Here is a 22013-nt window from a genome sequence, read left to right on the forward strand (position 1 = left end):
TGAGGAAAACAAGATGAAATACCGCCTGGGCGACGCCCGCGTCGAAACCCATCCGCAGAGCTGGGTCGCCCCCAATGCCGTGCTGGTGGGCAAGGTCAAGCTGGAAGAGGGCGCCAACGTCTGGTTCAACGCCGTGCTGCGCGGCGACAACGAACTGATCCTGATCGGCAAGAACAGCAACGTGCAGGATGGCACGGTGATGCACACCGACATGGGCTATCCGCTGACCATCGGTACCGGCGTGACCATCGGCCACAACGCCATGCTCCACGGCTGCACGGTCGGCGATTACAGCCTGATCGGCATCAACGCCGTCATCCTCAACGGCGCGAAGATCGGCAAGAACTGCATCATCGGCGCCAATTCTCTGATCGGTGAAGGCAAGGAAATTCCCGATGGTTCGCTGGTGATGGGCTCGCCGGGCAAGGTTGTGCGCGAACTGACCGAGCAGCAGAAGAAGATGCTCGAAGCCAGTGCCGCGCACTATGTGCATAACTCCCAGCGCTACGCGCGCGATCTGGTCGAGCAGGAAGAATGACGACCCCGGAAAGACCCGTCGCCTCGCCGTGCGTGAGCATTTGCGCGCTGGACGAGGATGATATTTGCACCGGTTGCCAGCGCACGGTCGAGGAAATCACCCGCTGGAGCCGGATGACCAACGACGAACGGCGGGTGGTGCTCGGGTTGTGTCATGAGCGGGCCAAGGCCAGTGGATTGATTTGGATGATCCCTGCCAAGCGCTGATTCTTGCCTGGTGTCGGGTGTATACAATTTGCTCTCCGACTTGGCCGGACTCTCCTCCTCAAGTAACCTGTGCGCCAATCTGACAGGTCGTTCCCCATGATTTTCCTCATCGCCTACATCAGCAGCGTCGTGCTGATCAACTTCGCTTTCTCCACCGCGCCGCACCTGGACATCATCTGGTCGGCCTGGGGCGGGCTGGTGTTCGTGCTGCGCGACATGGTGCAGATCCGTTTCGGCCATGGCGCGATTGTGGCGATGCTGGCGGCGCTGGTGCTGTCCTATGTCACCTCCGATCCATCGATCGCGCTGGCCAGCGCCACGGCGTTTGCGGTGTCCGAGTGCATCGACTGGCTGGTGTTCACCATCACCAAGCGTCCGTTGCGTGATCGTCTGTGGATCAGTTCGGCGCTGAGCATTCCCCTCGACACCTTCATCTTTTTCGGCATGATCGACCTGCTGACGCCGCCGGTGATCATCACCGCCCTGGCCTCGAAGTTCGCCGGTGTTACCGCCGTCTGGCTGATCATGGCCTGGCGCGAACGCAAACAGGCTGTCGCCGGCTGAAGCCAAACCCTCAGGTTCATGTAAAATGCCGCGCTTTCTCCCCATGGAAAGCGCGTCTGGCGTTGCTTTCCTCGATGATCCGCTTCTTTGAGGACCTGAGATGACCCGTATCGGAACTCCATTGTCGCCGACCGCGACCCGCGTATTGCTGTGTGGCTGTGGTGAGTTGGGCAAGGAAGTGGTGATCGAGCTGCAGCGCCTGGGCGTTGAAGTGATCGCCGTTGACCGTTACGCCAATGCGCCGGCCATGCAGGTTGCCCATCGCAGCCACGTGATCAACATGCTCGACGGCGCCGCCCTGCGTGCGGTGATCGAAGCCGAAAAACCGCACTTCATCGTGCCGGAAATCGAAGCCATCGCCACTGCCACTCTGGTCGAACTGGAAGCCGAAGGCTTCACCGTGATCCCGACCGCGCGCGCCGCGCAACTGACCATGAACCGCGAAGGTATCCGTCGTCTGGCCGCCGAAGAGCTGGATCTGCCGACTTCGCCGTACCACTTCGCCGACACCTTCGAGGATTACAGCAAAGCCGTTGAGGACCTGGGTTTCCCGTGCGTCGTCAAACCGGTGATGAGTTCGTCGGGCAAGGGCCAGAGCCTGCTGCGCAGCGTCGATGACGTGCAGAAAGCCTGGGATTACGCACAAGAAGGCGGTCGTGCCGGTAAAGGTCGCGTGATCATCGAAGGTTTCATCGATTTCGACTACGAAATCACCCTGCTGACCGTGCGTCATATCGGCGGCACCACGTTCTGTGCACCGGTCGGCCACCGTCAGGAAAAGGGCGACTATCAGGAATCCTGGCAGCCGCAAGCCATGAGCCCGATTGCTCTGGCTGAGTCCGAGCGCGTTGCCAAGGCCGTGACCGAGGCGTTGGGTGGCCGTGGCCTGTTTGGCGTCGAGCTGTTCATCAAGGGCGATCAGGTGTGGTTCAGCGAAGTGTCGCCGCGTCCGCACGACACCGGTCTGGTGACCCTGATTTCCCAGGATCTGTCGCAGTTCGCCCTGCACGCCCGGGCAATCCTTGGTTTGCCGGTGCCGCTGATCCGTCAGTTCGGCCCATCGGCGTCCGCAGTGATTCTGGTGGAAGGTCAGTCGACCCAGACCGCATTCGCCAACCTCGGCGCTGCACTGAGCGAGCCGGATACCGCGCTGCGTCTGTTCGGCAAGCCTGAAGTCAACGGCCAGCGCCGCATGGGCGTTGCCCTGGCCCGTGACGAGTCGATCGAGGCCGCTCGTGCCAAGGCGACCCGTGCTTCTCAGGCGGTCGTTGTAGAGCTGTAATCCCGCTATCTGATCGCTCCTGCCCGTGCGGGAGCGATCATTGCGCCTACGACACCTGATTCAGGTCGTTATGGCGCGTTTCCTTCAGGCACAGCACGGCGATCAGGCTGAGCACCGCTGCCCCCGACACATACCCGCCGACATAACTCAAACCACCCATCGCCACCAGTTTCTGCGCGAAGAACGGCGCCGCCGAGGCTCCAACGATGCCGCCGAGGTTGTAGGCCGCCGATGCGCCGGTATACCGCACGTGTGTCGGAAACAGTTCCGGCAGCAGCGCGCCCATCGGGGCGAACGTTACGCCCATCAGGAACAGCTCGATGCACAGGAACAGTGCCACGCCCCAGGTCGAGCCCTGAGTCAGCAACGGTTCCATCAGAAATCCGGAAAGAATCGCCAGCACACCGCCGAGAATCAGCACCGGCTTGCGCCCGTAACGGTCACTTGCCCAGGCTGACAGCGGTGTCGCGGCTGCCATGAACAACACGGCGAAGCACAGCAGCCCGAGAAATGTCTCGCGGCTATAGCCCAGCGTCGACACGCCATAGCTCAGGGAAAACACTGTCGAGATATAGAACAGCGCGTAGCAGACGACCATGGCGGCGGCCCCCAGCAACGTTGGCGCCCAGTATTGGCTGAACAGCTCGACCAGCGGCACTTTCACCCGCTCGTGACGGGCGATGGCGTTGGCGAATACCGGGGTTTCGTGCAGCTTGAGGCGCACATACAACCCGACCATCACCAGTACCGCACTGAGCAGGAACGGAATCCGCCAGCCCCAGCTGCGGAACTGTTCGTCATTGAGCGTCATGGCCAAGGACAGGAACAGACCATTGGCGGCCAGAAAGCCAATCGAAGGGCCAAGCTGCGGGAACATGCCGAACCATGCCCGTTTTCCTTTTGGCGCGTTTTCGGTGGCCAACAATGCCGCGCCACCCCATTCTCCGCCCAGTCCGAGACCCTGACCGAAGCGCAGCACACACAACAGGATCGGCGCCCACGCTCCAATGCTGTCGTAACCCGGCAGCACGCCGATCAGCGTGGTGCAGACACCCATCAGCAGCAACGAAGCCACCAGCGTGGACTTGCGCCCGATCCGGTCGCCGAAATGGCCGAACAGCGCCGAACCCAGCGGGCGGGCGAGGAAGGCGATACCGAAGGTGAGGAATGCAGAGAGCATCTGCGCGGTGCCGGATGTCTGCGGAAAGAATACCGGCCCGATCACCAGTGCGGCGGCGGTGGCATAGACGTAGAAATCGTAGAACTCGATGGCTGTGCCGATGAAGCTCGCGGTGGCCACTCGGGTGGCGGAATTGGCCGGTTGGGTCGGCGCGGTGTCGCTGTAGGCGGTACTTGTCGTCATGCGGTGATCCCTGACAGTCATGAGCTCCGTTGGAGCGAATTATTATGGTCGACTACCCGGGGATGTGGGATAGGGCGCGAGCGCTGTTTCAGGTAGGAACAGTCGTCGGTGTGATGCGGAAAGCGGCGATGAACCGGCCGGAACCTGTCGGGTGCGGGGTAAGCACGGGGTTCGGCGGGGCTTGGGTAAGCACCGCGATTATAGGAAGGTGGCTAACGATTGAACAAGGGGCGAGCTAGCGGACGGGTGTGAGCGCCGGTGCCGAGCTGGTGTGCCAGATGAGCACTTTGCTCACGCGGTTTTCCTCGGTTTCAAGGATCTCCAGGCGATAGCGCCCGATCTTCAGGCACACCGCGCTTTCCGGAATGGTTTCCAGCGCTTCGGTCACCAGGCCATTCAGGGTTCGCGGGCCGTCGCTGGGCAGGTGCCAGCCCAGGCATTTATTCAGCTCGCGGATCGAGGCGGCGCCGTCGATCACCATGCGCCCGTCGGCCTGCGGATGGATGTGTGGGTTGTCGAGGCTGTGCTCGCTTTCGAATTCGCCGACGATTTCTTCGAGAATGTCTTCCAGGGTGACGATCCCCAGCACTTCGCCGTATTCGTCCACCACCATGCCCAGGCGACGCTGCTGCTTGTGGAAGTTCAGCAGCTGCAGTTGCAGCGGCGTGCTTTCCGGGACGAAATACGGCTCGTAGCTGGCGGCGAGCAGCGCTTCGCGGGTCAGGGCTTGATTGTCCAGCAAATGACGGACCTGCCGGGTGTTGAGGACCGCCTCGACCTGGTTGATATCGCTGTGGAAAACCGGCAGGCGGGTGCGCTTGTTGTGGCGCAACTGCTCGATGATCTCTTCGATCGGATCGTCGAGATTGATGCCGTCGACGTCACTGCGAGGCACCAGGATGTCGTTGACTGTGATGTTGTCCAGTGCATGGATGCCGGCAACCGGGTGTGGGCGTGATGGGTGTTCCGGGTCGTCATGACGATCGGCGGGGACGTCGTCTTCGCTCTGTTGCACGACCTGCTGCTTGCGCACCAGCGGACGCAGCAGCAATCCACTGATGCCGCTCAGCAGCCATGCGAGCGGATAGATCACTTTCAGCGGCACTGCCAGCAACGTGTTGCCGAATGACATCACGGCATCCGGATAACGCTGGGCGAGGGTACGCGGGAAATAGTCGGCAAACACCAGCAATACGGCGCCGGCACCCAGAGTGGCTGCCCAGGGACCGTTTTCTTCACAGAGGAAAATCGCCAGCAGCGTGGCAAGCACCACGGCGAGGGCGCGACACAGAGTGTTGCACAGGATCAGGCTGTCGAGCGGGAAGCTGAGTTTTGCCAGTGGCTTGTCACTGGCACGCGACGCGGTGCGTTGCGCCAGCAGATGCTGTTGCGCCACTTCGATGGCGGTAAACAGCCCCGACCAGAGAATCAGCAGGACAAATACCGCGAGCATCGGCCCTATGGGCAAACCGTCCATTTATGCCGCCCGTCAGATGTGCAGGATGTATTCACGGACCAGTTTGCTGCCGAAATACGCCAACATCAGCAGACAGAAACCGGCGAGGGTCCAGCGGATCGCTTTGTGGCCGCGCCAGCCGAGGCGGTTGCGGCCCCACAACAGCACGCTGAACACGATCCAGGCCAGGCAAGCGAGCAGGGTCTTGTGTACCAGGTGCTGGGCAAACAGGTTCTCGACGAACAGCCAGCCGGAAATCAGCGACAGCGACAGCAATGTCCAACCGGCCCAGAGGAAGCCGAACAGCAGGCTTTCCATGGTTTGCAGCGGCGGGAAGTTCTTGATCAGCCCGGACGGGTGCTTGTTCTTGAGCTGGTGATCCTGCACCAGCAGCAACAAGGCCTGGAACACCGCGATGGTGAACATGCCGTAGGCGAGGATCGACAACAGGATATGCGCGAGGATGCCCGGCTCCTCGTCGATGATCTGCACGGTGCCGGTTGGCGCGAACTGCGCCAGCAACACGGTGATCGCCCCCAGCGGGAACAGCAGGACCAGCAGGTTTTCCACCGGGATCCGCGAGCAGGCCAGCAGGGTCAGGGCGATGACCGCTGCGGCAATCAGGCTCGAAGCACTGAAGAAGTCCAGGCCCAGACCGATCGGTGTCAGCAGGTGAGTCAGCAGGCTGGCACTGTGGGCCAGCACGGCGAGCACGCCAAGCGTGACCAGCAGGCGCTTGTTGGCCTTGGCGCCAGTGGCCAGGCGGGTGCCCTGATAAAGGGTCGCAGCGGCATAAAGAAGGGCGGCGGCGAGGGTGGTCAGCAAACTCGGTGACAAGGGGAGCATAAATCCTGTTAGGCAAGCCCGAAAGGCGCTGAGTTTGGCATAGAACGGCCATCGCACGAAAGACCGGCAAGCTGACAGCGAGGTGTCCGCCAGACGCAGTCTTCGCTATAATCCGCGACCTGCCCACGCCGCAGGCTCGCCGAGTACATGTTGATTCCGGTCCGGGCCGCCATTATCCCGGTCTACACAGGGCCTGAAAGGATCGCGCAATGTTTGAAAACTTAACCGAACGTCTCTCGCAGACGCTGCGCCATGTCACCGGCAAGGCGAAACTGACCGAAGACAACATCAAAGACACCCTGCGCGAAGTGCGCATGGCGTTGCTCGAAGCCGACGTTGCCCTGCCGGTGGTCAAGGACTTCGTCAATTCGGTCAAGGAACGTGCAGTCGGCACCGAGGTGTCGCGCAGTCTGACGCCGGGCCAGGCGTTCGTGAAGATCGTCCAGGCCGAACTCGAAAGCCTGATGGGCGCGGCCAACGAAGACTTGAACCTGAGTGCCGTGCCGCCTGCCGTCATCCTGATGGCCGGTCTGCAGGGTGCCGGTAAAACCACTACCGCCGGCAAGCTGGCGCGCTTCCTTAAAGAGCGCAAGAAAAAGTCGGTCATGGTCGTGTCGGCGGACATCTATCGTCCTGCCGCTATCAAACAGCTGGAAACCCTCGCCAACGACATCGGCGTGACGTTCTTCCCGTCCGACCTGAGCCAGACGCCGGTCGGCATCGCCAACGCGGCTATTAAAGAAGCAAAACTGAAATTCATCGACGTGGTCATCGTCGATACCGCCGGTCGTCTGCACATCGACGAAGAGATGATGGGCGAGATCAAGGCGCTGCACGCCGCGATCAATCCGGTAGAAACCCTGTTCGTGGTCGACGCCATGACCGGTCAGGACGCCGCCAACACGGCCAAGGCCTTCGGCGATGCACTGCCGCTGACCGGCGTGATCCTGACCAAGGTCGACGGTGACGCCCGTGGCGGTGCCGCGCTGTCCGTGCGTGCCATCACCGGCAAGCCGATCAAGTTCATCGGTATGGGCGAGAAGACCGAAGCCCTCGACCCGTTCCACCCTGAGCGTATCGCCTCGCGGATCCTCGGCATGGGTGACGTGCTCAGCCTGATCGAACAGGCTGAAGCGACCCTCGACAAGGACAAGGCCGACAAACTGGCCAAGAAGCTGAAGAAGGGCAAGGGCTTCGACCTCGAAGACTTCCGCGATCAGTTGCAACAGATGAAGAACATGGGCGGCCTCGGCGGCCTCATGGACAAGCTGCCGAGCATCGGTGGCGTCAACCTGTCGCAGATGGGCAACGCCCAGAGTGCGGCAGAGAAGCAGTTCAAGCAGATGGAAGCCATCATCAATTCCATGACCCCGGCCGAGCGCCGCGATCCCGAGCTGATCAGCGGTTCGCGCAAGCGTCGGATCGCCATGGGTTCCGGCACCCAGGTGCAGGACATCGGTCGCTTGATCAAGCAGCACAAGCAGATGCAGAAGATGATGAAGAAATTCTCCGCCAAGGGCGGAATGGCGAAAATGATGCGCGGCATGGGCGGAATGCTGCCCGGCGGCGGCATGCCAAAACTGTAAAAGAACTCGCCGGTCGTCGCACCGGCGCAGTCCCGCAAGGAAGCGGGATTCACAGCAAACCCGCATTCGGCGGGAGCTGACTGGCCGTTTTCATTGACGGCTCTACCGCAAATCAGCACGGCATGCCATAGGCGCCGGAAAAAGTCATTTGCAAAAGTCCGGATATTCCTTAGAATATGCGGCCTTTCGGGCACCCATGCCCGCTGTGCATTTAGATTTGCAGCACCGACTACAGGAACGATGTTCACATGCTAACAATCCGTCTTGCCCTTGGCGGCTCCAAAAAGCGCCCGTTTTACCACCTGACCGTAACCGACTCCCGCAACCCGCGTGACGGTTCCCACAAAGAGCAGGTTGGTTTCTTCAACCCTGTTGCCCGTGGTCAGGAAGTTCGTCTGTCCGTGAACCAAGAGCGCGTAGCCTACTGGCTGAGCGTTGGTGCACAGCCTTCTGAGCGTGTTGCTCAGTTGCTGAAGGAATCGGCTAAGGCTGCGGCCTGAGCAATATGAACGCGACGCCTGCTGTTGCCGATGATTTGATCGTTATTGGCAAAATTTATTCTGTTCACGGCGTTCGCGGCGAAGTGAAGGTTTATTCCTTTACTGATCCGACTGAAAACCTGTTGCAGTACAAAACCTGGACGCTCAAGCGCGAAGGCAATGTCAAACAGGTCGAGCTGGTCAGTGGACGCGGGAGCGACAAGTTCCTGGTCGCAAAGCTCAAGGGTCTTGATGATCGTGAAGAAGCTCGTCTTCTGGCCGGTTACGAGATCTGCGTGCCGCGCAGCCTGTTCGCTGAATTGACCGAAGGCGAGTACTACTGGTACCAGCTGGAAGGTCTGAAGGTCATCGACACACTTGGGCAACTGCTCGGGAAAATCGATCATCTTCTGGAAACCGGCGCCAATGATGTAATGGTAGTCAAGCCTTGCGCTGGCAGCCTGGATGATCGCGAACGCCTGTTGCCCTATACGGAGCAATGCGTGTTGGCAGTCGACCTCGCAGCGGGCGAGATGAAGGTGGATTGGGACGCGGACTTCTAAGCGTGGCTAACTTGCGCGTAGAAGTGATCAGTTTGTTTCCCGAGATGTTTTCCGCCATCGGCGACTACGGCATCACCAGTCGAGCGGTCAAACAGGGGCTCTTGCAGCTGACCTGTTGGAATCCGCGGGATTACACGACGGATCGGCATCACACTGTGGACGATCGCCCGTTTGGCGGTGGTCCGGGCATGGTGATGAAGATCAAGCCCCTGGAAGATGCTCTGGTTCAGGCCAAGGCAGCAGCCGGGGAGGCGGCGAAGGTGATTTACCTGTCCCCCCAAGGCCGTCAACTGACTCAGTCGGCGGTACGCGAACTGGCGAAATCGGATGCATTGATCCTGATTGCCGGTCGCTATGAAGGCATTGACGAGCGTTTTATTGATGCTCATGTCGATGAAGAGTGGTCGATTGGGGACTATGTCCTGTCTGGCGGCGAGCTGCCGGCGATGGTCCTGATAGATGCGGTTACACGACTGCTGCCCGGAGCTTTAGGGCATGCGGACTCCGCGGAGGAAGATTCCTTCACGGATGGTTTGCTGGATTGCCCGCACTACACCCGACCGGAGGTGTATGCGGATCAGCGTGTTCCCGACGTATTGCTAAGTGGCAATCACGCACACATCCGGCGTTGGCGTTTACAGCAGTCCCTTGGTCGGACCTATGAACGACGCGCCGATCTTCTGGAAAGCCGCTCGCTTTCTGGAGAAGAGAAGAAGCTGCTCGAGGAATACATCCGCGAGCGGGACGATAGTTAACAACGTATCGATGGTAGATCCGACGATTTACCTTAGGAGCACAGCATGACCAACAAAATCATCCTTGCACTCGAAGCAGAGCAGATGACCAAAGAGATCCCAGCCTTTGCCCCGGGCGACACCATTGTCGTTCAGGTGAAAGTGAAGGAAGGCGATCGTTCCCGTCTGCAAGCGTTCGAAGGCGTTGTAATCGCCAAGCGTAACCGCGGCGTGAACAGTGCGTTCACCGTTCGTAAAATCTCCAACGGTGTTGGCGTAGAACGTACTTTCCAGACCTACTCCCCGCAGATCGACAGCATGGCTGTCAAACGTCGCGGTGACGTACGTAAAGCCAAGCTGTACTACCTGCGCGACCTGTCGGGTAAAGCAGCTCGCATCAAGGAAAAACTGGCTTAAGTCCAGCTTCCGATGCAGAAAAAAGCAGCCTATGGGCTGCTTTTTTGTTGTCCGCAATTTATCCACAGCATCATTGTTTCAGGCCGTACCCATGACATCTCGCGAGCAAGAAATCGAACGCCGCACCGAACTCTCGGTGACCCGCGTGACCAAGGCGGTCTTCCCGCCGACCACCAACCACCACAACACCCTGTTCGGCGGCACCGCGCTGGCCTGGATGGATGAAGTGTCCTTCATCACCGCCACACGTTTCTGCCGTCTGCCACTGGTGACGGTCTCCACCGACCGGATCGATTTCAACCATGCGATCCCTGCGGGTTCCATCGTCGAGCTGGTCGGGCGGGTGATCAAGGTCGGCAACACCAGCCTCAAGGTCGAGGTGGAAGTGTTCGTTGAAAGCATGAGCTGCGACGGTCGCGAAAAGGCGATTCACGGGCAGTTCAGCTTTGTCGCAATCGATGATGACAAGCGACCAGTGCCCGTGCTGCCGGGCTTCGCGGCCTGACCCGGCACCGAGCCGCGGCATTCGCGGGCAATCCCGCTCCCACAGATTTTGTGTTGTCCGCTGATGTTGTGTTCGACACGAACCCTGTGGGAGCGGGCTTGCCCGCGATTTGATCTATCAGGCGCTGACACTTTCCGGCTGAATCAACGCCAGCAACGTCCACCCAGACCCCGGCTTCAACACGGTCTCCGGCGTCACCACATGCACCCAGCCACTGTCATCGCGCATGAACAGCAATGTCGCGCGGTTGCCATGCAGCGCCCGGTAATCGTCCCAGCCAAACCCGTCCGTCAGCGTCGTGCTGTACAGGTCGGCGCCCTGGCCCAACTGGCTGGCCAGCCTGGCGTATGTGAGCGCCTCGCTCCCCAGTTGATTGCCGCGATGTTCCAGGCTGGCGCGATGCTTGTCGCTGCGACGGCTTTCATGACCACTGGCCAGGCCGAACAGGCGTTGATGACCAAAGTCATGACGAAAGCGCATGGCTGCCAGCGTATTGAGTTCGCCGGACGGTGACAGCGCCAGCAAATGCCCCAGCCCCACCAGATCCAGATGCGCATCCGCGTGCTGCGAGGCCGGATTACCGAAGTAGGTCGGCAAACCATCCATGCGCGCCGCCCGGATATTTTCCCAACTCGAATCCGTGAGCAGCACCCGGCTGCCCAGTTGTTGCAGCGACTTGCCCAGCAGGCGCGCCGGACCGTTTGCACCAACAATGAGGAAGCCGCTGGGTGCCGGTTCCGCCACCTTCAACAGGCGCGCCAGTGGTCGGGCGGTCGCACTTTGCAGCACGACGGTGCCGATTATCACGGCGAAGGTCAGCGGCACCAGCAACAGTGCGCCTTCATGGCCTGCTTCATCCAGGCGAATCGCAAAGATCGCCGAGACTGCTGCCGCGACGATCCCGCGCGGGGCGATCCAGCACAACAATGCACGCTCACGCCAACTCAGGCTCGAACCGGCGGTACTCAAGACTACGTTCAGCGGTCGGGCGATCAGCTGGATCACCAGCAACAAAATCAGCACCAGTGGCCCAAGACCGATCAGCGCGTTCAGGTCCAGTCGCGCCGCCAGCAGAATGAACAACCCGGAAATCAGCAGCACGCTGAGGTTTTCCTTGAAGTGCAGGATGTGCCGCACATCCACGCCTTTCATGTTCGCCAGCCACATGCCCATCAGCGTCACCGCCAGCAGCCCGGATTCGTGCATGGTCTGGTTGGCGGCGATGAATATCCCCAGCACTGCGGCGAGCGATGCCAGATTGTGCAAATACTCCGGTAGCCATTGGCGTCGAATAATCGTGCCGAGCAGCCAGCCACCGGCGATGCCGAACGCGCTGCCGCAGACAATCACCCCGCCGAACGTGAGCAGGCTCTGCTCCAGGCCATGGCCTTCGGTCCGGGCAATGATGAAGCTGTAGACCACCACCGCGAGCAGCGCGCCGATCGGGTCGATCACAATCCCTTCCCAGCGCAGGATGTTGGCGATCGAAGCCTTAGGTCGTACCACACGCAGCATCGGCACGATCACGGTCGGGCCGGTAACCAGGGTCAGACTGCCGAACAGGATGGCGAGCAGCCAGTCGAAGCCCAGCAGCCAGTGGGTCGCCACCGCAATCACTGTCCAGGTCGAGAGCGCGCCGAGGGTCACCAGCCGATGCACGACGCTGCCGATCTCGCGCCACTCCGACAGGTGCAGGGTCAGACTGCCCTCGAACAGGATCAGCGCCACTGCCAGTGACACCAGCGGCATCAGCAGCGGACCGAACATTTCCTGCGGGTCGAGCCAGCCCGACACGGGGCCGGCGAGAATGCCGGTCAACAGCAGAAACAGAATCGCCGGCAACTTCAGCCGCCACGCCAGCCATTGGCAGCCCAGAGCGGCAGCACCGATACCGCCGAAGGCCAAGAGAATTTGCTGCTCGTTCATTGAAGCTCCCTGTTCCTTGAAATAGCGGGCTATGAAAGACTAGCGAGCCTTTCAACCGTTCACTGTTTATTTGCGCGCCGTGCCAGTGCCGGCTCGCCCAGAGTGCCCATGCCCGCCATCGACCATCCGCTGATTGACCAATTCCTCGATGCCCTGTGGCTGGAGAAAGGCCTGTCCGACAACACCCGTGATGCCTACCGCAGCGATCTCGCGCTGTTCAACGGCTGGCTGCAGGAGAAAAACCTCGAGCTGATCAATGCCGGTCGCGAGATGATCCTCGATCACCTGGCCTGGCGTCTGGAGCAGAACTACAAACCCCGTTCCACCGCGAGATTTCTCTCGGGCGTGCGTGGCTTTTATCGCTATTTGCTGCGGGAAAAACTGATCTCGGTCGATCCGACCTTGCGCGTCGACATGCCGCAACTTGGTCGGCCGTTGCCCAAATCCCTGTCGGAAGCCGACGTTGAAGCGCTGCTGAAGGCGCCGGATTTGAGCGAAGCCATCGGCCAGCGCGACCGTGCCATGCTCGAAGTCCTTTACGCTTGTGGCCTGCGGGTGACCGAACTGGTCAGCCTGACCCTGGAGCAGGTCAACCTGCGTCAGGGCGTGTTGCGGGTGATGGGCAAGGGCAGCAAGGAGCGGCTGGTGCCGATGGGCGAGGAAGCGATTGTCTGGGTCGAGCGCTACCTGCGCGACGGTCGCAGCGAACTGCTGGGCGGGCGCCCCAGCGATGTGTTGTTCCCCAGTCAGCGCGGCGAACAGATGACCAGGCAGACCTTCTGGCACCGCATAAAGCATCAGGCCAAGGTCGCCGGGATCGGCAAGTCGCTGTCGCCGCATACTCTGCGTCACGCGTTTGCCACACACTTGCTCAACCATGGCGCCGACTTGCGCGTGGTGCAGATGCTGCTGGGCCACAGCGACCTGTCCACCACACAGATCTACACGCACGTCGCCCGGGCGCGGTTGCAGGATCTGCACGCCAGACATCACCCGCGTGGCTGAGCGTTCTGCCTTGCGACAGGCGCATTCGGCCACGGGAGCCTTATGTGGTAGGCTTTGCCGGTTTGCACGATGGACGGTTATGACCCGGTGTTCCGGCACGGGCGTTCTGATTGTTCCATTTGTCCGCCTTCAGGAGTTCACATGCGTCTGACCCAGATTTTCGCCGCCGCAGCCATTGCGTTGGTCAGCACCTTTGCCGTCGCCGATGATGCGGCCGACAAAGCCATCCGCCAGAGCCTGGAAAACCTCCAGCTCGACGTTCCGGTGGACACCATCACCGCCAGCCCGCTGCCGGGCCTGTACGAAGTCAAGCTCAAGGGCAGCCGCGTGCTCTACGCCAGCGCCGACGGCCAGTACATCGTTCAGGGCTACATGTTCCAGCTCAAGGACGGCAAACCGGTCAACCTGACCGAGAAGACCGAACGCCTGGGCATTTCCAAACTGATCAACGGGATTCCGGTCGCCGAGACCGTGGTTTACCCGGCCGTGGGCGAGACCAAGTCGCACATCACCGTGTTCACCGACACCACTTGCCCGTACTGCCACAAGCTGCACGCCGAAGTGCCGGAGCTGAACAAGCGCGGCATCGAAGTGCGCTACGTGGCGTTCCCGCGTCAGGGCCTGGGCTCGCCGGGTGACGAGCAGCTGCAAGCCGTGTGGTGCTCGAAAGACAAGAAAGCGGCCATGGACAAAATGGTCGATGGCAAGGAAATCAAGGCCGCCAAGTGCGATAACCCGGTTTCCAAGCAGTTCGCCCTCGGTCAGTCGATCGGCGTGAACGGCACGCCGGCCATCGTATTGGCTGACGGACAAGTCATTCCGGGCTACCAGCCTGCGCCACAAGTCGCCAAACTGGCGCTGGGCGCGAAGTAATTCGCATCGTCGCGCCAAGGCGTGACGAGCGTGGCCCGGCGGCAACACGGCCGGGCCATCAATAGAGAGCCGCGATTGCGCGGTTGTTTTCACGGCCGGCCTCGCGTCGGCCGTTTTATGGGGAGTTCACAGTGAAACCGGTCAAAGTAGGCATCTGTGGGTTAGGGACCGTCGGTGGCGGTACCTTCAACGTACTTCAGCGCAACGCCGAGGAAATCGCTCGTCGTGCCGGGCGTGGAATCGAAGTGGCACAAATTGCCATGCGCACGCCAAAGCCTCAGTTCCAGACGACCGGTATTGCGATTACCAACGATGTCTTCGAAGTGGCCACGAACCCTGAGATCGACATCGTCATAGAGCTGATGGGCGGCTACACCGTTGCCCGCGAGCTGGTACTCAAGGCCATCGAGAATGGCAAGCATGTGGTCACCGCGAACAAGGCTCTGATTGCCGTTCACGGTAATGAAATTTTCGCCAAGGCTCGCGAGAAAGGCGTGATCGTGGCGTTCGAAGCGGCGGTCGCCGGCGGCATTCCGGTGATCAAGGCGATCCGTGAGGGCCTGTCCGCCAACCGTATCAACTGGGTGGCCGGGATCATCAACGGCACCGGCAACTTCATCCTCACCGAAATGCGCGAGAAGGGTCGCACCTTCGAAGACGTGCTGGCCGAAGCGCAGGCGCTGGGCTACGCCGAAGCCGATCCGACCTTCGACGTCGAAGGCATCGACGCAGCGCACAAGCTGACGATCCTGGCGTCCATCGCGTTCGGTGTTCCGCTGCAGTTCGACAAGGCCTACACCGAAGGCATCACCAAGCTGACCACCGCCGACGTGAACTACGCCGAAGCGCTGGGCTACCGCATCAAGCACCTGGGCGTGGCACGCAGCACCGCCGCCGGCATCGAGCTGCGCGTACACCCGACGCTGATCCCGGCCGATCGCCTGATCGCCAACGTCAACGGCGTGATGAACGCGGTAATGGTCAACGGTGACGCTGCCGGTTCGACCCTGTTCTACGGCGCCGGCGCCGGCATGGAGCCGACCGCATCGTCGGTGATCGCGGATCTGGTGGACGTGGTTCGCGCCATGACCTCCGACCCGGAAAACCGCGTGCCGCACCTGGCCTTCCAGCCGGACTCGCTGTCGGCCCATCCGATCCTGCCGATCGAAGCCTGCGAAAGCGCCTACTACCTGCGCATCCAGGCCAAGGACCACCCGGGCGTACTCGCTCAGGTGGCGAGCATCCTCTCGGAGCGCGGCATCAACATCGAGTCGATCATGCAGAAGGAAGTCGAGGAACACGACGGCCTGGTGCCGATGATCCTGCTGACCCACCGCGTGCTGGAGCAGCACATCAACGATGCGATCGCCGCCCTCGAAGCCCTGGCGGGCGTGGTCGGTCCGGTCGTGCGGATCCGTGTCGAGCACCTGAACTAAGCCGATCTCCTTCATTGGGCCCGTCTGCGGGCCCGGTGTCGTGAACACTGTCCATTGGAGTCAGTCATGCGTTACATCAGTACCCGCGGCCAGGCACCGGCCCTGAATTTCGAAGACGTCCTGCTGGCCGGTCTCGCCACCGACGGCGGTCTGTACGTCCCGGAAAACCTGCCACGTTTCACCCAGGAAGAAATCGCTTCCTGGGCCGGCCTGCCGTATCACGAGCTGGCATTTCGCGTGATGCGCCCGTTCGTCACCGGCAGCATTCCGGACGCCGATTTCAAAAAGATCCTTGAAGAAACCTACGGTGTGTTTGCTCACAATGCCGTTGCTCCACTGCGTCAGCTGAACAGCAACGAATGGGTGCTGGAGCTGTTCCACGGCCCGACCCTGGCGTTCAAGGACTTCGCCCTGCAACTGCTCGGTCGCTTGCTCGACTACGTGCTGGAAAAGCGCGGCGAGCGCGTGGTGATCGTCGGCGCCACTTCCGGTGACACCGGTTCGGCCGCCATCGAAGGCTGCAAGCACTGCGAAAACGTCGACATTTTCATCCTGCACCCGCACAACCGCGTGTCCGAAGTGCAGCGTCGGCAGATGACCACCATCCTCGGCGAGAACATCCACAACATCGCCATCGAAGGCAACTTCGATGACTGCCAGGAAATGGTCAAGGCCAGCTTCGCCGACCAGAGCTTCCTCAAGGGTACGCGCCTGGTGGCGGTGAACTCGATCAACTGGGCGCGGATCATGGCCCAGATCGTTTACTACTTCCACGCAGCCCTGCAATTGGGCGGCCCGGCTCGCTCCGTGTCGTTCTCGGTGCCGACCGGCAACTTCGGCGACATCTTCGCCGGCTACCTGGCCCGCAACATGGGCCTGCCGATCAATCAGCTGATCGTCGCCACCAACCGCAACGACATCCTGCATCGCTTCATGAGCGGCAACCAGTACGTCAAGGAAACCCTGCACGCCACGCTGTCGCCGTCGATGGACATCATGGTTTCGTCGAACTTCGAACGCCTGCTGTTCGACCTGCACGGTCGCAACGGCGCGGCGATTGCCGGGCTGATGGACTCGTTCAAGCAGGGCGGCGGTTTCAGCGTCGAGCAGGAACGCTGGACCGAAGCCCGCAAGCTGTTCGACTCGCTGGCCGTGGACGATGCGCAAACCTGCGAAACCATCGCCGAAGTCTACGAACAGACCGGTGAAGTGCTGGATCCTCACACCGCCATCGGCGTGAAAGCTGCTCGCGAATGCCGTCGCAGCCTGGATATCCCGATGGTGATCCTGGGTACGGCGCATCCGGTCAAGTTCCCGGACGCGGTGGAGAAAGCCGGTGTAGGAAAAGCTCTCGAACTACCTGCACATCTTTCTGATTTGTTTGAGAGAGAAGAGCGCTGCACCGTTCTGGCAAACGAGCTGAAAGCCGTGCAAGCCTTTGTCAGCCAGCATGGCAATCGCGGCAAGCCGCTCTAAGCCCGCAAAGCTGTCACATTTTGAAGCCCGTCTCCTGACGGGCTTTCTTGTTTTTGCATGCCACACTGCGCGTGTTTCGCCCACGAAGGACGGGCGAGTCGATGACGAAGGATGTGGCAATGCGGTTTTATTCAGGTTGGAAGCCGGCGTTGTGCTGGTTGTTTTTTTGGGGGTTGCCGGGGCTGATGCAATTGGCGGAGGCGGCCCATCTGACGATGCATTCAGAAGGGGCAGAGTTGAACATCCAGCCCATTGAGCTGGACGCGCAAGAGCAACAGTGGATTCGTGAAAACCCCACGGTGACAGTCGCCTCGGTGCAGTATCCCTTGTATCTGTTTCAGGACGAACACGGTCAGTGGAGCGGCCTGAACAACGATGTGCTCAACCACATCAGCGCCATGACCGGATTGCAGTTCGTGCATCAGGAGTCGTTCTCCACCAACCACATGCTGGAGCGGCTCGAAAGTGGCGTCGCCGACATCAGTACCACGCTGGCAATGAACGAGGAGCGCAAGCAGTTTCTCGATTTCAGTCATGCCTTCGGCGGTGCAGGCTGGGTGTTCGTCGGGCGTGCAGGTGAGCCAGCGGTGCAGTCGCTTGAAGAGCTGGATAAACGGGTTCTGGTGCTGCCGGCCAGGCATGCACTGGAGGACAGTATCCGACGCGACCATCCGCTGATCGAGATACGCTCGGTCAAGACCTACGCCGAGGCCCGGGCCCTGGTGGAGAGTGGCGAGGCTTACGCCACGATTGAAAACGAGATCGGTGCGCAGTTGTTTCCATCGGGCCTGCTCAAGGTCGGTGGTCTGGTAGAGGGCAAGTGGGAGGCCGATCATCTGGCGGTGCGCAAAGGCTTGCCTGAGTTGCTGAGTATTCTCAACAAGGCCCTTGGGGCCTTCTCGGCAGCCGAATTGCGTGCAATGCGCCTGAAATGGCTGGACGGCATTTCTCCCGCTCCGACGCCCTCGCTCGGGACGCGAGTGCTCGAGTGGGGATGCTGGGGCACGGGTGTGCTCGGGGTGTTCGGCCTGTTTTTGCTGCTATGGAGCCGTCGGCTCGCTGTCGAGATAAAGCAGCGACGTGAGGTGGAGAAAGACTTGGGCGATCAACTGGCTTTTCAGCATGCGTTGATCGATGCCATGCCGGACCCGGTGTTCGTGCGTGACCTGCAGGGGCGCCTGATCATGTGCAATCGCAGTTATGAAGAAGCGCTCGGCGTGCGTTTTGAGCAGGTGCAGGGGCGGACGCTGTGTGAACTCGGCGTGCTTCCGCAAGCTACGGCATTGATGCTTCATGATGAGTTCATGGTGCAGTTGCGCACCCGCAAGACGCGCTTCAGCAGGCGGCAGCTGATGTTCAAGGGCGGTTCTCGACAGGTCTATCAGTGGACGGTGCCTTTTTATGGGGCTGATGGGGCGCTGCGCGGATTGTTGGGGGGCTGGACGGACATCATCCAGAGGCAGAGCGATAGCGGGTGTCGATGTCTGCGTTGAAGATAGGAAATGTCCTATAAAACCTGACTACTTTTCTGATGGGAGGCTTAGGACGACTGCCCTAGAGTGACAAGCCACTGCGGCGAGAAACCGCGATTGTCGTGCAAGAGGTCGTCCAATGCGCTCGCTCAAAATCCTGCTTCTCGAACCCGACCCGTTTCAGTTGATGGCGTTGCACCAGATGCTCAATGCCATGGGAATCTACGATGTATTGACCGCGCCTTCGCTGGGAGCGGCAAAGCGCTCGCTGGATCGTCGGGGGGCTGTCGATATCGCCATTTGCAATCCGCAGCTCAAAAGTGGTGAGGGGCTGGCACTGATCAACCATCTGGTTGCCCGACAGGATGCTCGATCGTTGATTCTGCTGGGTGTGGTCGCTCCCAGCGTACTGACCGACCTGGAATCTTTATTGGAGGAGAGCGGGGTACAGCTCCTGGGCAGACTGTATACGCCGGTTTCGGCGGTGCTGATGCGCAATCTGCTCGACCGCTATCTGTCGTCGCCCCGACGTTCGGTCAGCGCCTGAAGTCATCGGTTATTTTTCTGTCATCTTCTCCATGCATGCTCCGACAGGTCGGTGACGCTCCCGGAGAGGTCGCCGATATGCAGAACTTTCTTCTCGGGCCGGTGGTCATTTATTGTGGACACGCCCCAGGCACTGTGTTTTCGGACTATTGAGTGGAGATCGAGATGGAAAGTATCAGTCTATTGCTCGGTGAGGCTCTGAGCCCGTATCAGGTAACGCTGACCCCTCGCGGTCTGCAGGGTGAATGCCTGGTGACACTGAAGAACGGCAGTGGCGCCATCGTGGTGGAACGTGAATTCAATCGGGCGCAGTTGAGCGACAAGCGCCAACTGACGGATGTGGTCGATGGCTTGCATCGCGACATCCTGATCGCCGAAGGCCGGCTGGAACCCTGTGTGATCGCTGCATTGCGCAACGTTGCCCGCGACAAGCGCCCGCTGCTCTGAAACTGATGGGACTTTTGTGGGAACCTTCCTGCATCCAGGTCAGTCAGACCCCATAACAGCAGGATCAAGCATTGTGCTCCGGTGCTTGTCGCTTGCTGCTACGGGTCTTTGATACAGACCACGTTTAACCCCGAGTCGTCTCCCCACTTCTCGGGGTTTCTTTTGTCCGGAATTTACTGCGTGGCCTGCTGCTGGAAGAACATCCGTGCCTGCTCCAGGTAGTCCGGGCGCATTTCAGGGTCGAGCCACTGGGCGTAGAGCTGGTTCAGGTGTTCGTGGGGCAGGGTGCGCAGCAAATGATCGATTTCGCGGATCGCCTGGCGACCCTGGGTGGTATCGGTGCAGCCGACATGGCTCGAGATGTACTTGTCCGCACCGTGAATGGGGAAAAACTCCAGCTCATCCTCGGCGATCTGAACCTGGCGCGCCTGATAACGGATTTCCGGCCAGTAACCCAGTACCGCTTGCAGCCGATCAAGTCGCTGCATTGAGAGCAGGCTGCTGAGAGCATCGTTGCCATAGTGCGGCGTCAGCGAGCCACTCGGTGCGCGGCGCAGCAGATTGTCGACGTATTCACCATAACTTCGCTCGGCCACCACCCCGACTTTTCTCTCGCCGTTGGACAGGTACGCCGACAGATCGACTTGCTCCTCGACCAGAAAAGGCTCCAGCATTTCGCGATCTTTGCGACGAACCACCAGACCATTGCTGACTGCGCGGAAAGCAGGGATGGAGAATGCAATCCACTGTGCCCGCTCCCTGTTCCAGAGCAACGACGGATCGCAGGCAAACGGGTGTTCATGGAGCATCTGGAGGCCCCGGGCGCGGTTGACCCGCATCAGAGTGTGTTCGTATTGCGGCATGCCGGCTATCAGCATCGGCATCAGTTGATCGATGACGCCCTGGCCCTTTTTCGGGCCTTCGAGAATGGTCAGCGGCGGCAGGTCACGCAGCAGCCAGATCAGCGTTGGCTTGGCCTGGGCCCAGGCTGGCAGCACCAGCAGAAAAAGCAGGCCGAACAGCCGCCACGTCCACCAGTGGCGGGCGCGGTTGGAGGCTGAGGCCTGTCGGCGTTTCAGCTCAGATGGCTCCGTCTTCGCGCAGCCGGGCGATCTGCTTCTCGTCGTAGCCAAGATCGTGGAGTACCTGCGCATTGTGTTCACCGAGCTGCGGTCCGACCCATTCGGACGTGCCGGGTGTCTCAGAGAGTTTCGGCACGATGCCGGGCATCTTGAAAGGTTTGCCGTCCGGCAGTTTGGCGTGCAGGAACATTTCCCGGGCCAGGTACTGCGGATCGTTGAACATGTCTTCGGCGCTGAAGATCCGGCTGGCCGGGACTTCAGCCTGGTTCAACAGATCCAGCACGGTTTGCAGCGGCAGCGAATTGACCCAACGATCGATCACGCCGTACAACTCGTCGCGGCGGGTGTCGCGCCCGTCATTGCTGGCCAGTGTCGGATCATTGGCCAGATCCTCACGACCGATGATCAGCATGAAACGCTTGAAGATTGCATCGCCGTTGGCGCCGATCTGGACATGTTTGCCGTCGGCACTGGTGTGGATCGACGAAGGCGTGATGCCTGGCATGATGTTGCCGGTACGCTCGCGAATGAAGCCGAACACATCGAACTCCGGCACCATGCTTTCCATCATGGCGAAGATCGCTTCGTACAACGCCACATCGACCACCTGGCCGAGGCCACCGTTGACCTCGCGGTGACGCAAAGCCATCAGCGCACCGATCACACCCCACAAGGCCGCAATCGAATCACCAATGGAAATCCCGGTGCGTACTGGCGGGCGGTCTTCGAAACCGGTGATGTAGCGCAGGCCGCCCATGGATTCGCCGACCGCACCGAACCCTGGCTGATCCTTCATCGGCCCGGTCTGGCCGAAGCCCGAGAGGCGCACCATTACCAGTTTCGGGTTCAGCGCGTGCAGGGTTTCCCAGCTCAGGCCAAGTTTTTCCAGGACGCCTGGGCGGAAGTTCTCGATCAGGATGTCGGCTTCACCCAGCAGCTTTTTCAGGATCGCCAGGCCGTCTGGGTGTTTGAGATTCAGGGTCAGGGACTTTTTGTTGCGGGCCTGGACGAACCACCACAACGAGGTGCCTTCATACAATTTGCGCCACTTGCGCAGCGGATCACCGCCGTCCGGCGATTCGATCTTGATCACTTCGGCGCCGAATTCGCCGCAGATGCGCGAGGCAAACGGCCCGGCAATCAAGGTACCCAATTCAATGACTTTCAGACCGCTGAGCGGTTTGTTGGCGAACGGCATGCGAAATCCTGTA

23 protein-coding genes are annotated in these 22013 nt (G+C 60.5%); 17 read left to right on the forward strand and 6 right to left on the reverse strand.

Going from position 1 to position 22013, the window contains the following annotated elements; all coding sequences use genetic code 11:
- Positions 1-13: 13 nt before the first annotated feature.
- The 4 genes from ACKLNA_RS18775 to purT all read left to right on the forward strand — a co-directional run bounded on the left by ACKLNA_RS18775 (position 14) and on the right by purT (position 2590).
- Positions 14-538: a gamma carbonic anhydrase family protein gene (locus ACKLNA_RS18775; RefSeq protein ID WP_007944857.1), complete on the forward strand. Its 525-nt coding sequence runs from the start codon at positions 14-16 to the stop codon at positions 536-538.
- On the forward strand, positions 535-744 hold the full coding sequence (locus ACKLNA_RS18780; RefSeq protein WP_114881512.1) for a DUF1289 domain-containing protein: 210 nt from the start codon (positions 535-537) through the stop codon (positions 742-744). Before ACKLNA_RS18775 ends, ACKLNA_RS18780 begins: the two co-directional genes overlap by 4 nt.
- 96 nt (positions 745-840) lie before the next feature.
- Positions 841-1308: a preQ0 transporter gene (locus tag ACKLNA_RS18785; protein WP_127797011.1), complete on the forward strand. Its 468-nt coding sequence runs from the start codon at positions 841-843 to the stop codon at positions 1306-1308.
- Positions 1309-1408: 100 nt separating this feature from the next.
- Positions 1409-2590: a formate-dependent phosphoribosylglycinamide formyltransferase gene (purT, locus tag ACKLNA_RS18790; RefSeq protein ID WP_102619525.1), complete on the forward strand. Its 1182-nt coding sequence runs from the start codon at positions 1409-1411 to the stop codon at positions 2588-2590.
- A 46-nt stretch (positions 2591-2636) separates the two neighbouring features.
- Here the strand turns inward: purT and ACKLNA_RS18795 are convergent, their stop codons facing one another.
- The 3 genes from ACKLNA_RS18795 to ACKLNA_RS18805 form a co-directional block, all read right to left on the reverse strand.
- On the reverse strand, positions 2637-3953 hold the full coding sequence (locus tag ACKLNA_RS18795) for an MFS transporter (protein ID WP_408986707.1): 1317 nt from the start codon (positions 3951-3953) through the stop codon (positions 2637-2639).
- A 235-nt stretch (positions 3954-4188) separates the two neighbouring features.
- Positions 4189-5430 (reverse strand): transporter associated domain-containing protein, encoded by a 1242-nt coding sequence (locus ACKLNA_RS18800; protein WP_408986708.1) that lies wholly within the window; start codon positions 5428-5430, stop codon positions 4189-4191.
- Positions 5431-5442: 12 nt separating this feature from the next.
- Positions 5443-6255: an inner membrane protein YpjD gene (locus tag ACKLNA_RS18805; RefSeq protein ID WP_085711648.1), complete on the reverse strand. Its 813-nt coding sequence runs from the start codon at positions 6253-6255 to the stop codon at positions 5443-5445.
- A 209-nt stretch (positions 6256-6464) separates the two neighbouring features.
- Here ACKLNA_RS18805 and ffh point away from each other — a divergent pair, with 209 nt between their 5' ends.
- The 6 genes from ffh to ACKLNA_RS18835 all read left to right on the forward strand — a co-directional run bounded on the left by ffh (position 6465) and on the right by ACKLNA_RS18835 (position 10539).
- Positions 6465-7841, forward strand: coding sequence for a signal recognition particle protein (ffh, locus tag ACKLNA_RS18810; RefSeq protein WP_408986709.1), 1377 nt, complete (start codon positions 6465-6467; stop codon positions 7839-7841).
- Between the two features lie 248 nt (positions 7842-8089).
- On the forward strand, positions 8090-8341 hold the full coding sequence (gene rpsP / locus ACKLNA_RS18815; protein WP_003198088.1) for a 30S ribosomal protein S16: 252 nt from the start codon (positions 8090-8092) through the stop codon (positions 8339-8341).
- A gap of 5 nt (positions 8342-8346) precedes the next feature.
- The gene (rimM, locus tag ACKLNA_RS18820; protein WP_085711646.1) at positions 8347-8883 is read left to right on the forward strand and encodes a ribosome maturation factor RimM; all 537 of its coding nucleotides are present in this window, start codon (positions 8347-8349) and stop codon (positions 8881-8883) included.
- 2 nt (positions 8884-8885) lie between these two features.
- Positions 8886-9638 (forward strand): tRNA (guanosine(37)-N1)-methyltransferase TrmD, encoded by a 753-nt coding sequence (gene trmD / locus ACKLNA_RS18825; protein ID WP_085711645.1) that lies wholly within the window; start codon positions 8886-8888, stop codon positions 9636-9638.
- Positions 9639-9683: 45 nt separating this feature from the next.
- Complete coding sequence (gene rplS / locus ACKLNA_RS18830) at positions 9684-10034, forward strand: 50S ribosomal protein L19 (RefSeq protein ID WP_009047143.1); 351 nt, start codon at positions 9684-9686, stop codon at positions 10032-10034.
- A 91-nt stretch (positions 10035-10125) separates the two neighbouring features.
- Entirely contained in the window at positions 10126-10539 is a 414-nt protein-coding gene (locus ACKLNA_RS18835; RefSeq protein ID WP_114881518.1) for an acyl-CoA thioesterase, read from the forward strand.
- Positions 10540-10656: 117 nt separating this feature from the next.
- Here the strand turns inward: ACKLNA_RS18835 and ACKLNA_RS18840 are convergent, their stop codons facing one another.
- Positions 10657-12465 (reverse strand): cation:proton antiporter, encoded by a 1809-nt coding sequence (locus ACKLNA_RS18840; protein ID WP_408986710.1) that lies wholly within the window; start codon positions 12463-12465, stop codon positions 10657-10659.
- 108 nt (positions 12466-12573) lie between these two features.
- Between ACKLNA_RS18840 and xerD the strand changes: the two genes are divergently transcribed.
- From xerD to ACKLNA_RS18875, 7 genes are all read left to right on the forward strand, one after another.
- A complete protein-coding gene (gene xerD, locus ACKLNA_RS18845; protein WP_408986711.1) occupies positions 12574-13470 on the forward strand; it encodes a site-specific tyrosine recombinase XerD in 897 nt (298 codons plus the stop codon).
- Between the two features lie 141 nt (positions 13471-13611).
- Positions 13612-14343, forward strand: a complete 732-nt coding sequence (gene dsbC, locus ACKLNA_RS18850; protein ID WP_065259650.1) for a bifunctional protein-disulfide isomerase/oxidoreductase DsbC — start codon at positions 13612-13614, stop codon at positions 14341-14343.
- Between the two features lie 131 nt (positions 14344-14474).
- On the forward strand, positions 14475-15779 hold the full coding sequence (locus tag ACKLNA_RS18855) for a homoserine dehydrogenase (RefSeq protein ID WP_011332618.1): 1305 nt from the start codon (positions 14475-14477) through the stop codon (positions 15777-15779).
- Between the two features lie 66 nt (positions 15780-15845).
- Complete coding sequence (gene thrC, locus ACKLNA_RS18860) at positions 15846-17255, forward strand: threonine synthase (RefSeq protein WP_408986712.1); 1410 nt, start codon at positions 15846-15848, stop codon at positions 17253-17255.
- 119 nt (positions 17256-17374) lie between these two features.
- The gene (locus ACKLNA_RS18865; protein ID WP_408986733.1) at positions 17375-18748 is read left to right on the forward strand and encodes a transporter substrate-binding domain-containing protein; all 1374 of its coding nucleotides are present in this window, start codon (positions 17375-17377) and stop codon (positions 18746-18748) included.
- A 118-nt stretch (positions 18749-18866) separates the two neighbouring features.
- The gene (locus ACKLNA_RS18870; RefSeq protein ID WP_408986713.1) at positions 18867-19274 is read left to right on the forward strand and encodes a DNA-binding protein; all 408 of its coding nucleotides are present in this window, start codon (positions 18867-18869) and stop codon (positions 19272-19274) included.
- 164 nt (positions 19275-19438) lie between these two features.
- Positions 19439-19720, forward strand: a complete 282-nt coding sequence (locus tag ACKLNA_RS18875; RefSeq protein WP_119429023.1) for a DUF3509 domain-containing protein — start codon at positions 19439-19441, stop codon at positions 19718-19720.
- Positions 19721-19893: 173 nt separating this feature from the next.
- Here ACKLNA_RS18875 and ACKLNA_RS18880 read toward each other — a convergent pair whose 3' ends face one another.
- Positions 19894-20874 (reverse strand): TIGR02285 family protein, encoded by a 981-nt coding sequence (locus tag ACKLNA_RS18880; RefSeq protein WP_408986714.1) that lies wholly within the window; start codon positions 20872-20874, stop codon positions 19894-19896.
- Positions 20801-22000 carry a CaiB/BaiF CoA-transferase family protein gene (locus ACKLNA_RS18885; RefSeq protein ID WP_248738214.1) on the reverse strand — a complete coding sequence of 400 codons (1200 nt, stop codon included), beginning with the start codon at positions 21998-22000 and terminating at the stop codon, positions 20801-20803. Before ACKLNA_RS18885 ends, ACKLNA_RS18880 begins: the two co-directional genes overlap by 74 nt.
- Positions 22001-22013 lie beyond the last annotated feature (13 nt).

It is taken from the genome of Pseudomonas sp. UV AK001 (assembly GCF_046097675.1).
Taxonomy (GTDB): Bacteria; Pseudomonadota; Gammaproteobacteria; order Pseudomonadales; family Pseudomonadaceae; genus Aquipseudomonas; species Aquipseudomonas kribbensis.

What these genes read in the sequence shown, in the direction of transcription:
- ACKLNA_RS18780 (WP_114881512.1), top strand. Translation starts at nt 535, where the DNA reads ATGACGACCCCGGAAAGACCCGTCGCCTCGCCGTGCGTGAGCATTTGC.
- rplS (WP_009047143.1), top strand. Translation starts at nt 9,684, where the DNA reads ATGACCAACAAAATCATCCTTGCACTCGAAGCAGAGCAGATGACCAAA.
- ACKLNA_RS18805 (WP_085711648.1), bottom strand. Translation starts at nt 6,255, where the DNA reads ATGCTCCCCTTGTCACCGAGTTTGCTGACCACCCTCGCCGCCGCCCTT.
- thrC (WP_408986712.1), top strand. Translation starts at nt 15,846, where the DNA reads ATGCGTTACATCAGTACCCGCGGCCAGGCACCGGCCCTGAATTTCGAA.
- ACKLNA_RS18875 (WP_119429023.1), top strand. Translation starts at nt 19,439, where the DNA reads ATGGAAAGTATCAGTCTATTGCTCGGTGAGGCTCTGAGCCCGTATCAG.
- purT (WP_102619525.1), top strand. Translation starts at nt 1,409, where the DNA reads ATGACCCGTATCGGAACTCCATTGTCGCCGACCGCGACCCGCGTATTG.
- ACKLNA_RS18880 (WP_408986714.1), bottom strand. Translation starts at nt 20,874, where the DNA reads ATGCGCAGGTACTCCACGATCTTGGCTACGACGAGAAGCAGATCGCCC.
- rimM (WP_085711646.1), top strand. Translation starts at nt 8,347, where the DNA reads ATGAACGCGACGCCTGCTGTTGCCGATGATTTGATCGTTATTGGCAAA.
- ACKLNA_RS18840 (WP_408986710.1), bottom strand. Translation starts at nt 12,465, where the DNA reads ATGAACGAGCAGCAAATTCTCTTGGCCTTCGGCGGTATCGGTGCTGCC.
- ACKLNA_RS18870 (WP_408986713.1), top strand. Translation starts at nt 18,867, where the DNA reads ATGCGCTCGCTCAAAATCCTGCTTCTCGAACCCGACCCGTTTCAGTTG.
- dsbC (WP_065259650.1), top strand. Translation starts at nt 13,612, where the DNA reads ATGCGTCTGACCCAGATTTTCGCCGCCGCAGCCATTGCGTTGGTCAGC.
- ACKLNA_RS18785 (WP_127797011.1), top strand. Translation starts at nt 841, where the DNA reads ATGATTTTCCTCATCGCCTACATCAGCAGCGTCGTGCTGATCAACTTC.
- ACKLNA_RS18775 (WP_007944857.1), top strand. Translation starts at nt 14, where the DNA reads ATGAAATACCGCCTGGGCGACGCCCGCGTCGAAACCCATCCGCAGAGC.
- ACKLNA_RS18835 (WP_114881518.1), top strand. Translation starts at nt 10,126, where the DNA reads ATGACATCTCGCGAGCAAGAAATCGAACGCCGCACCGAACTCTCGGTG.
- ACKLNA_RS18865 (WP_408986733.1), top strand. Translation starts at nt 17,375, where the DNA reads ATGCGGTTTTATTCAGGTTGGAAGCCGGCGTTGTGCTGGTTGTTTTTT.
- xerD (WP_408986711.1), top strand. Translation starts at nt 12,574, where the DNA reads ATGCCCGCCATCGACCATCCGCTGATTGACCAATTCCTCGATGCCCTG.
- ACKLNA_RS18795 (WP_408986707.1), bottom strand. Translation starts at nt 3,953, where the DNA reads ATGACGACAAGTACCGCCTACAGCGACACCGCGCCGACCCAACCGGCC.
- ffh (WP_408986709.1), top strand. Translation starts at nt 6,465, where the DNA reads ATGTTTGAAAACTTAACCGAACGTCTCTCGCAGACGCTGCGCCATGTC.
- rpsP (WP_003198088.1), top strand. Translation starts at nt 8,090, where the DNA reads ATGCTAACAATCCGTCTTGCCCTTGGCGGCTCCAAAAAGCGCCCGTTT.
- ACKLNA_RS18885 (WP_248738214.1), bottom strand. Translation starts at nt 22,000, where the DNA reads ATGCCGTTCGCCAACAAACCGCTCAGCGGTCTGAAAGTCATTGAATTG.
- ACKLNA_RS18800 (WP_408986708.1), bottom strand. Translation starts at nt 5,430, where the DNA reads ATGGACGGTTTGCCCATAGGGCCGATGCTCGCGGTATTTGTCCTGCTG.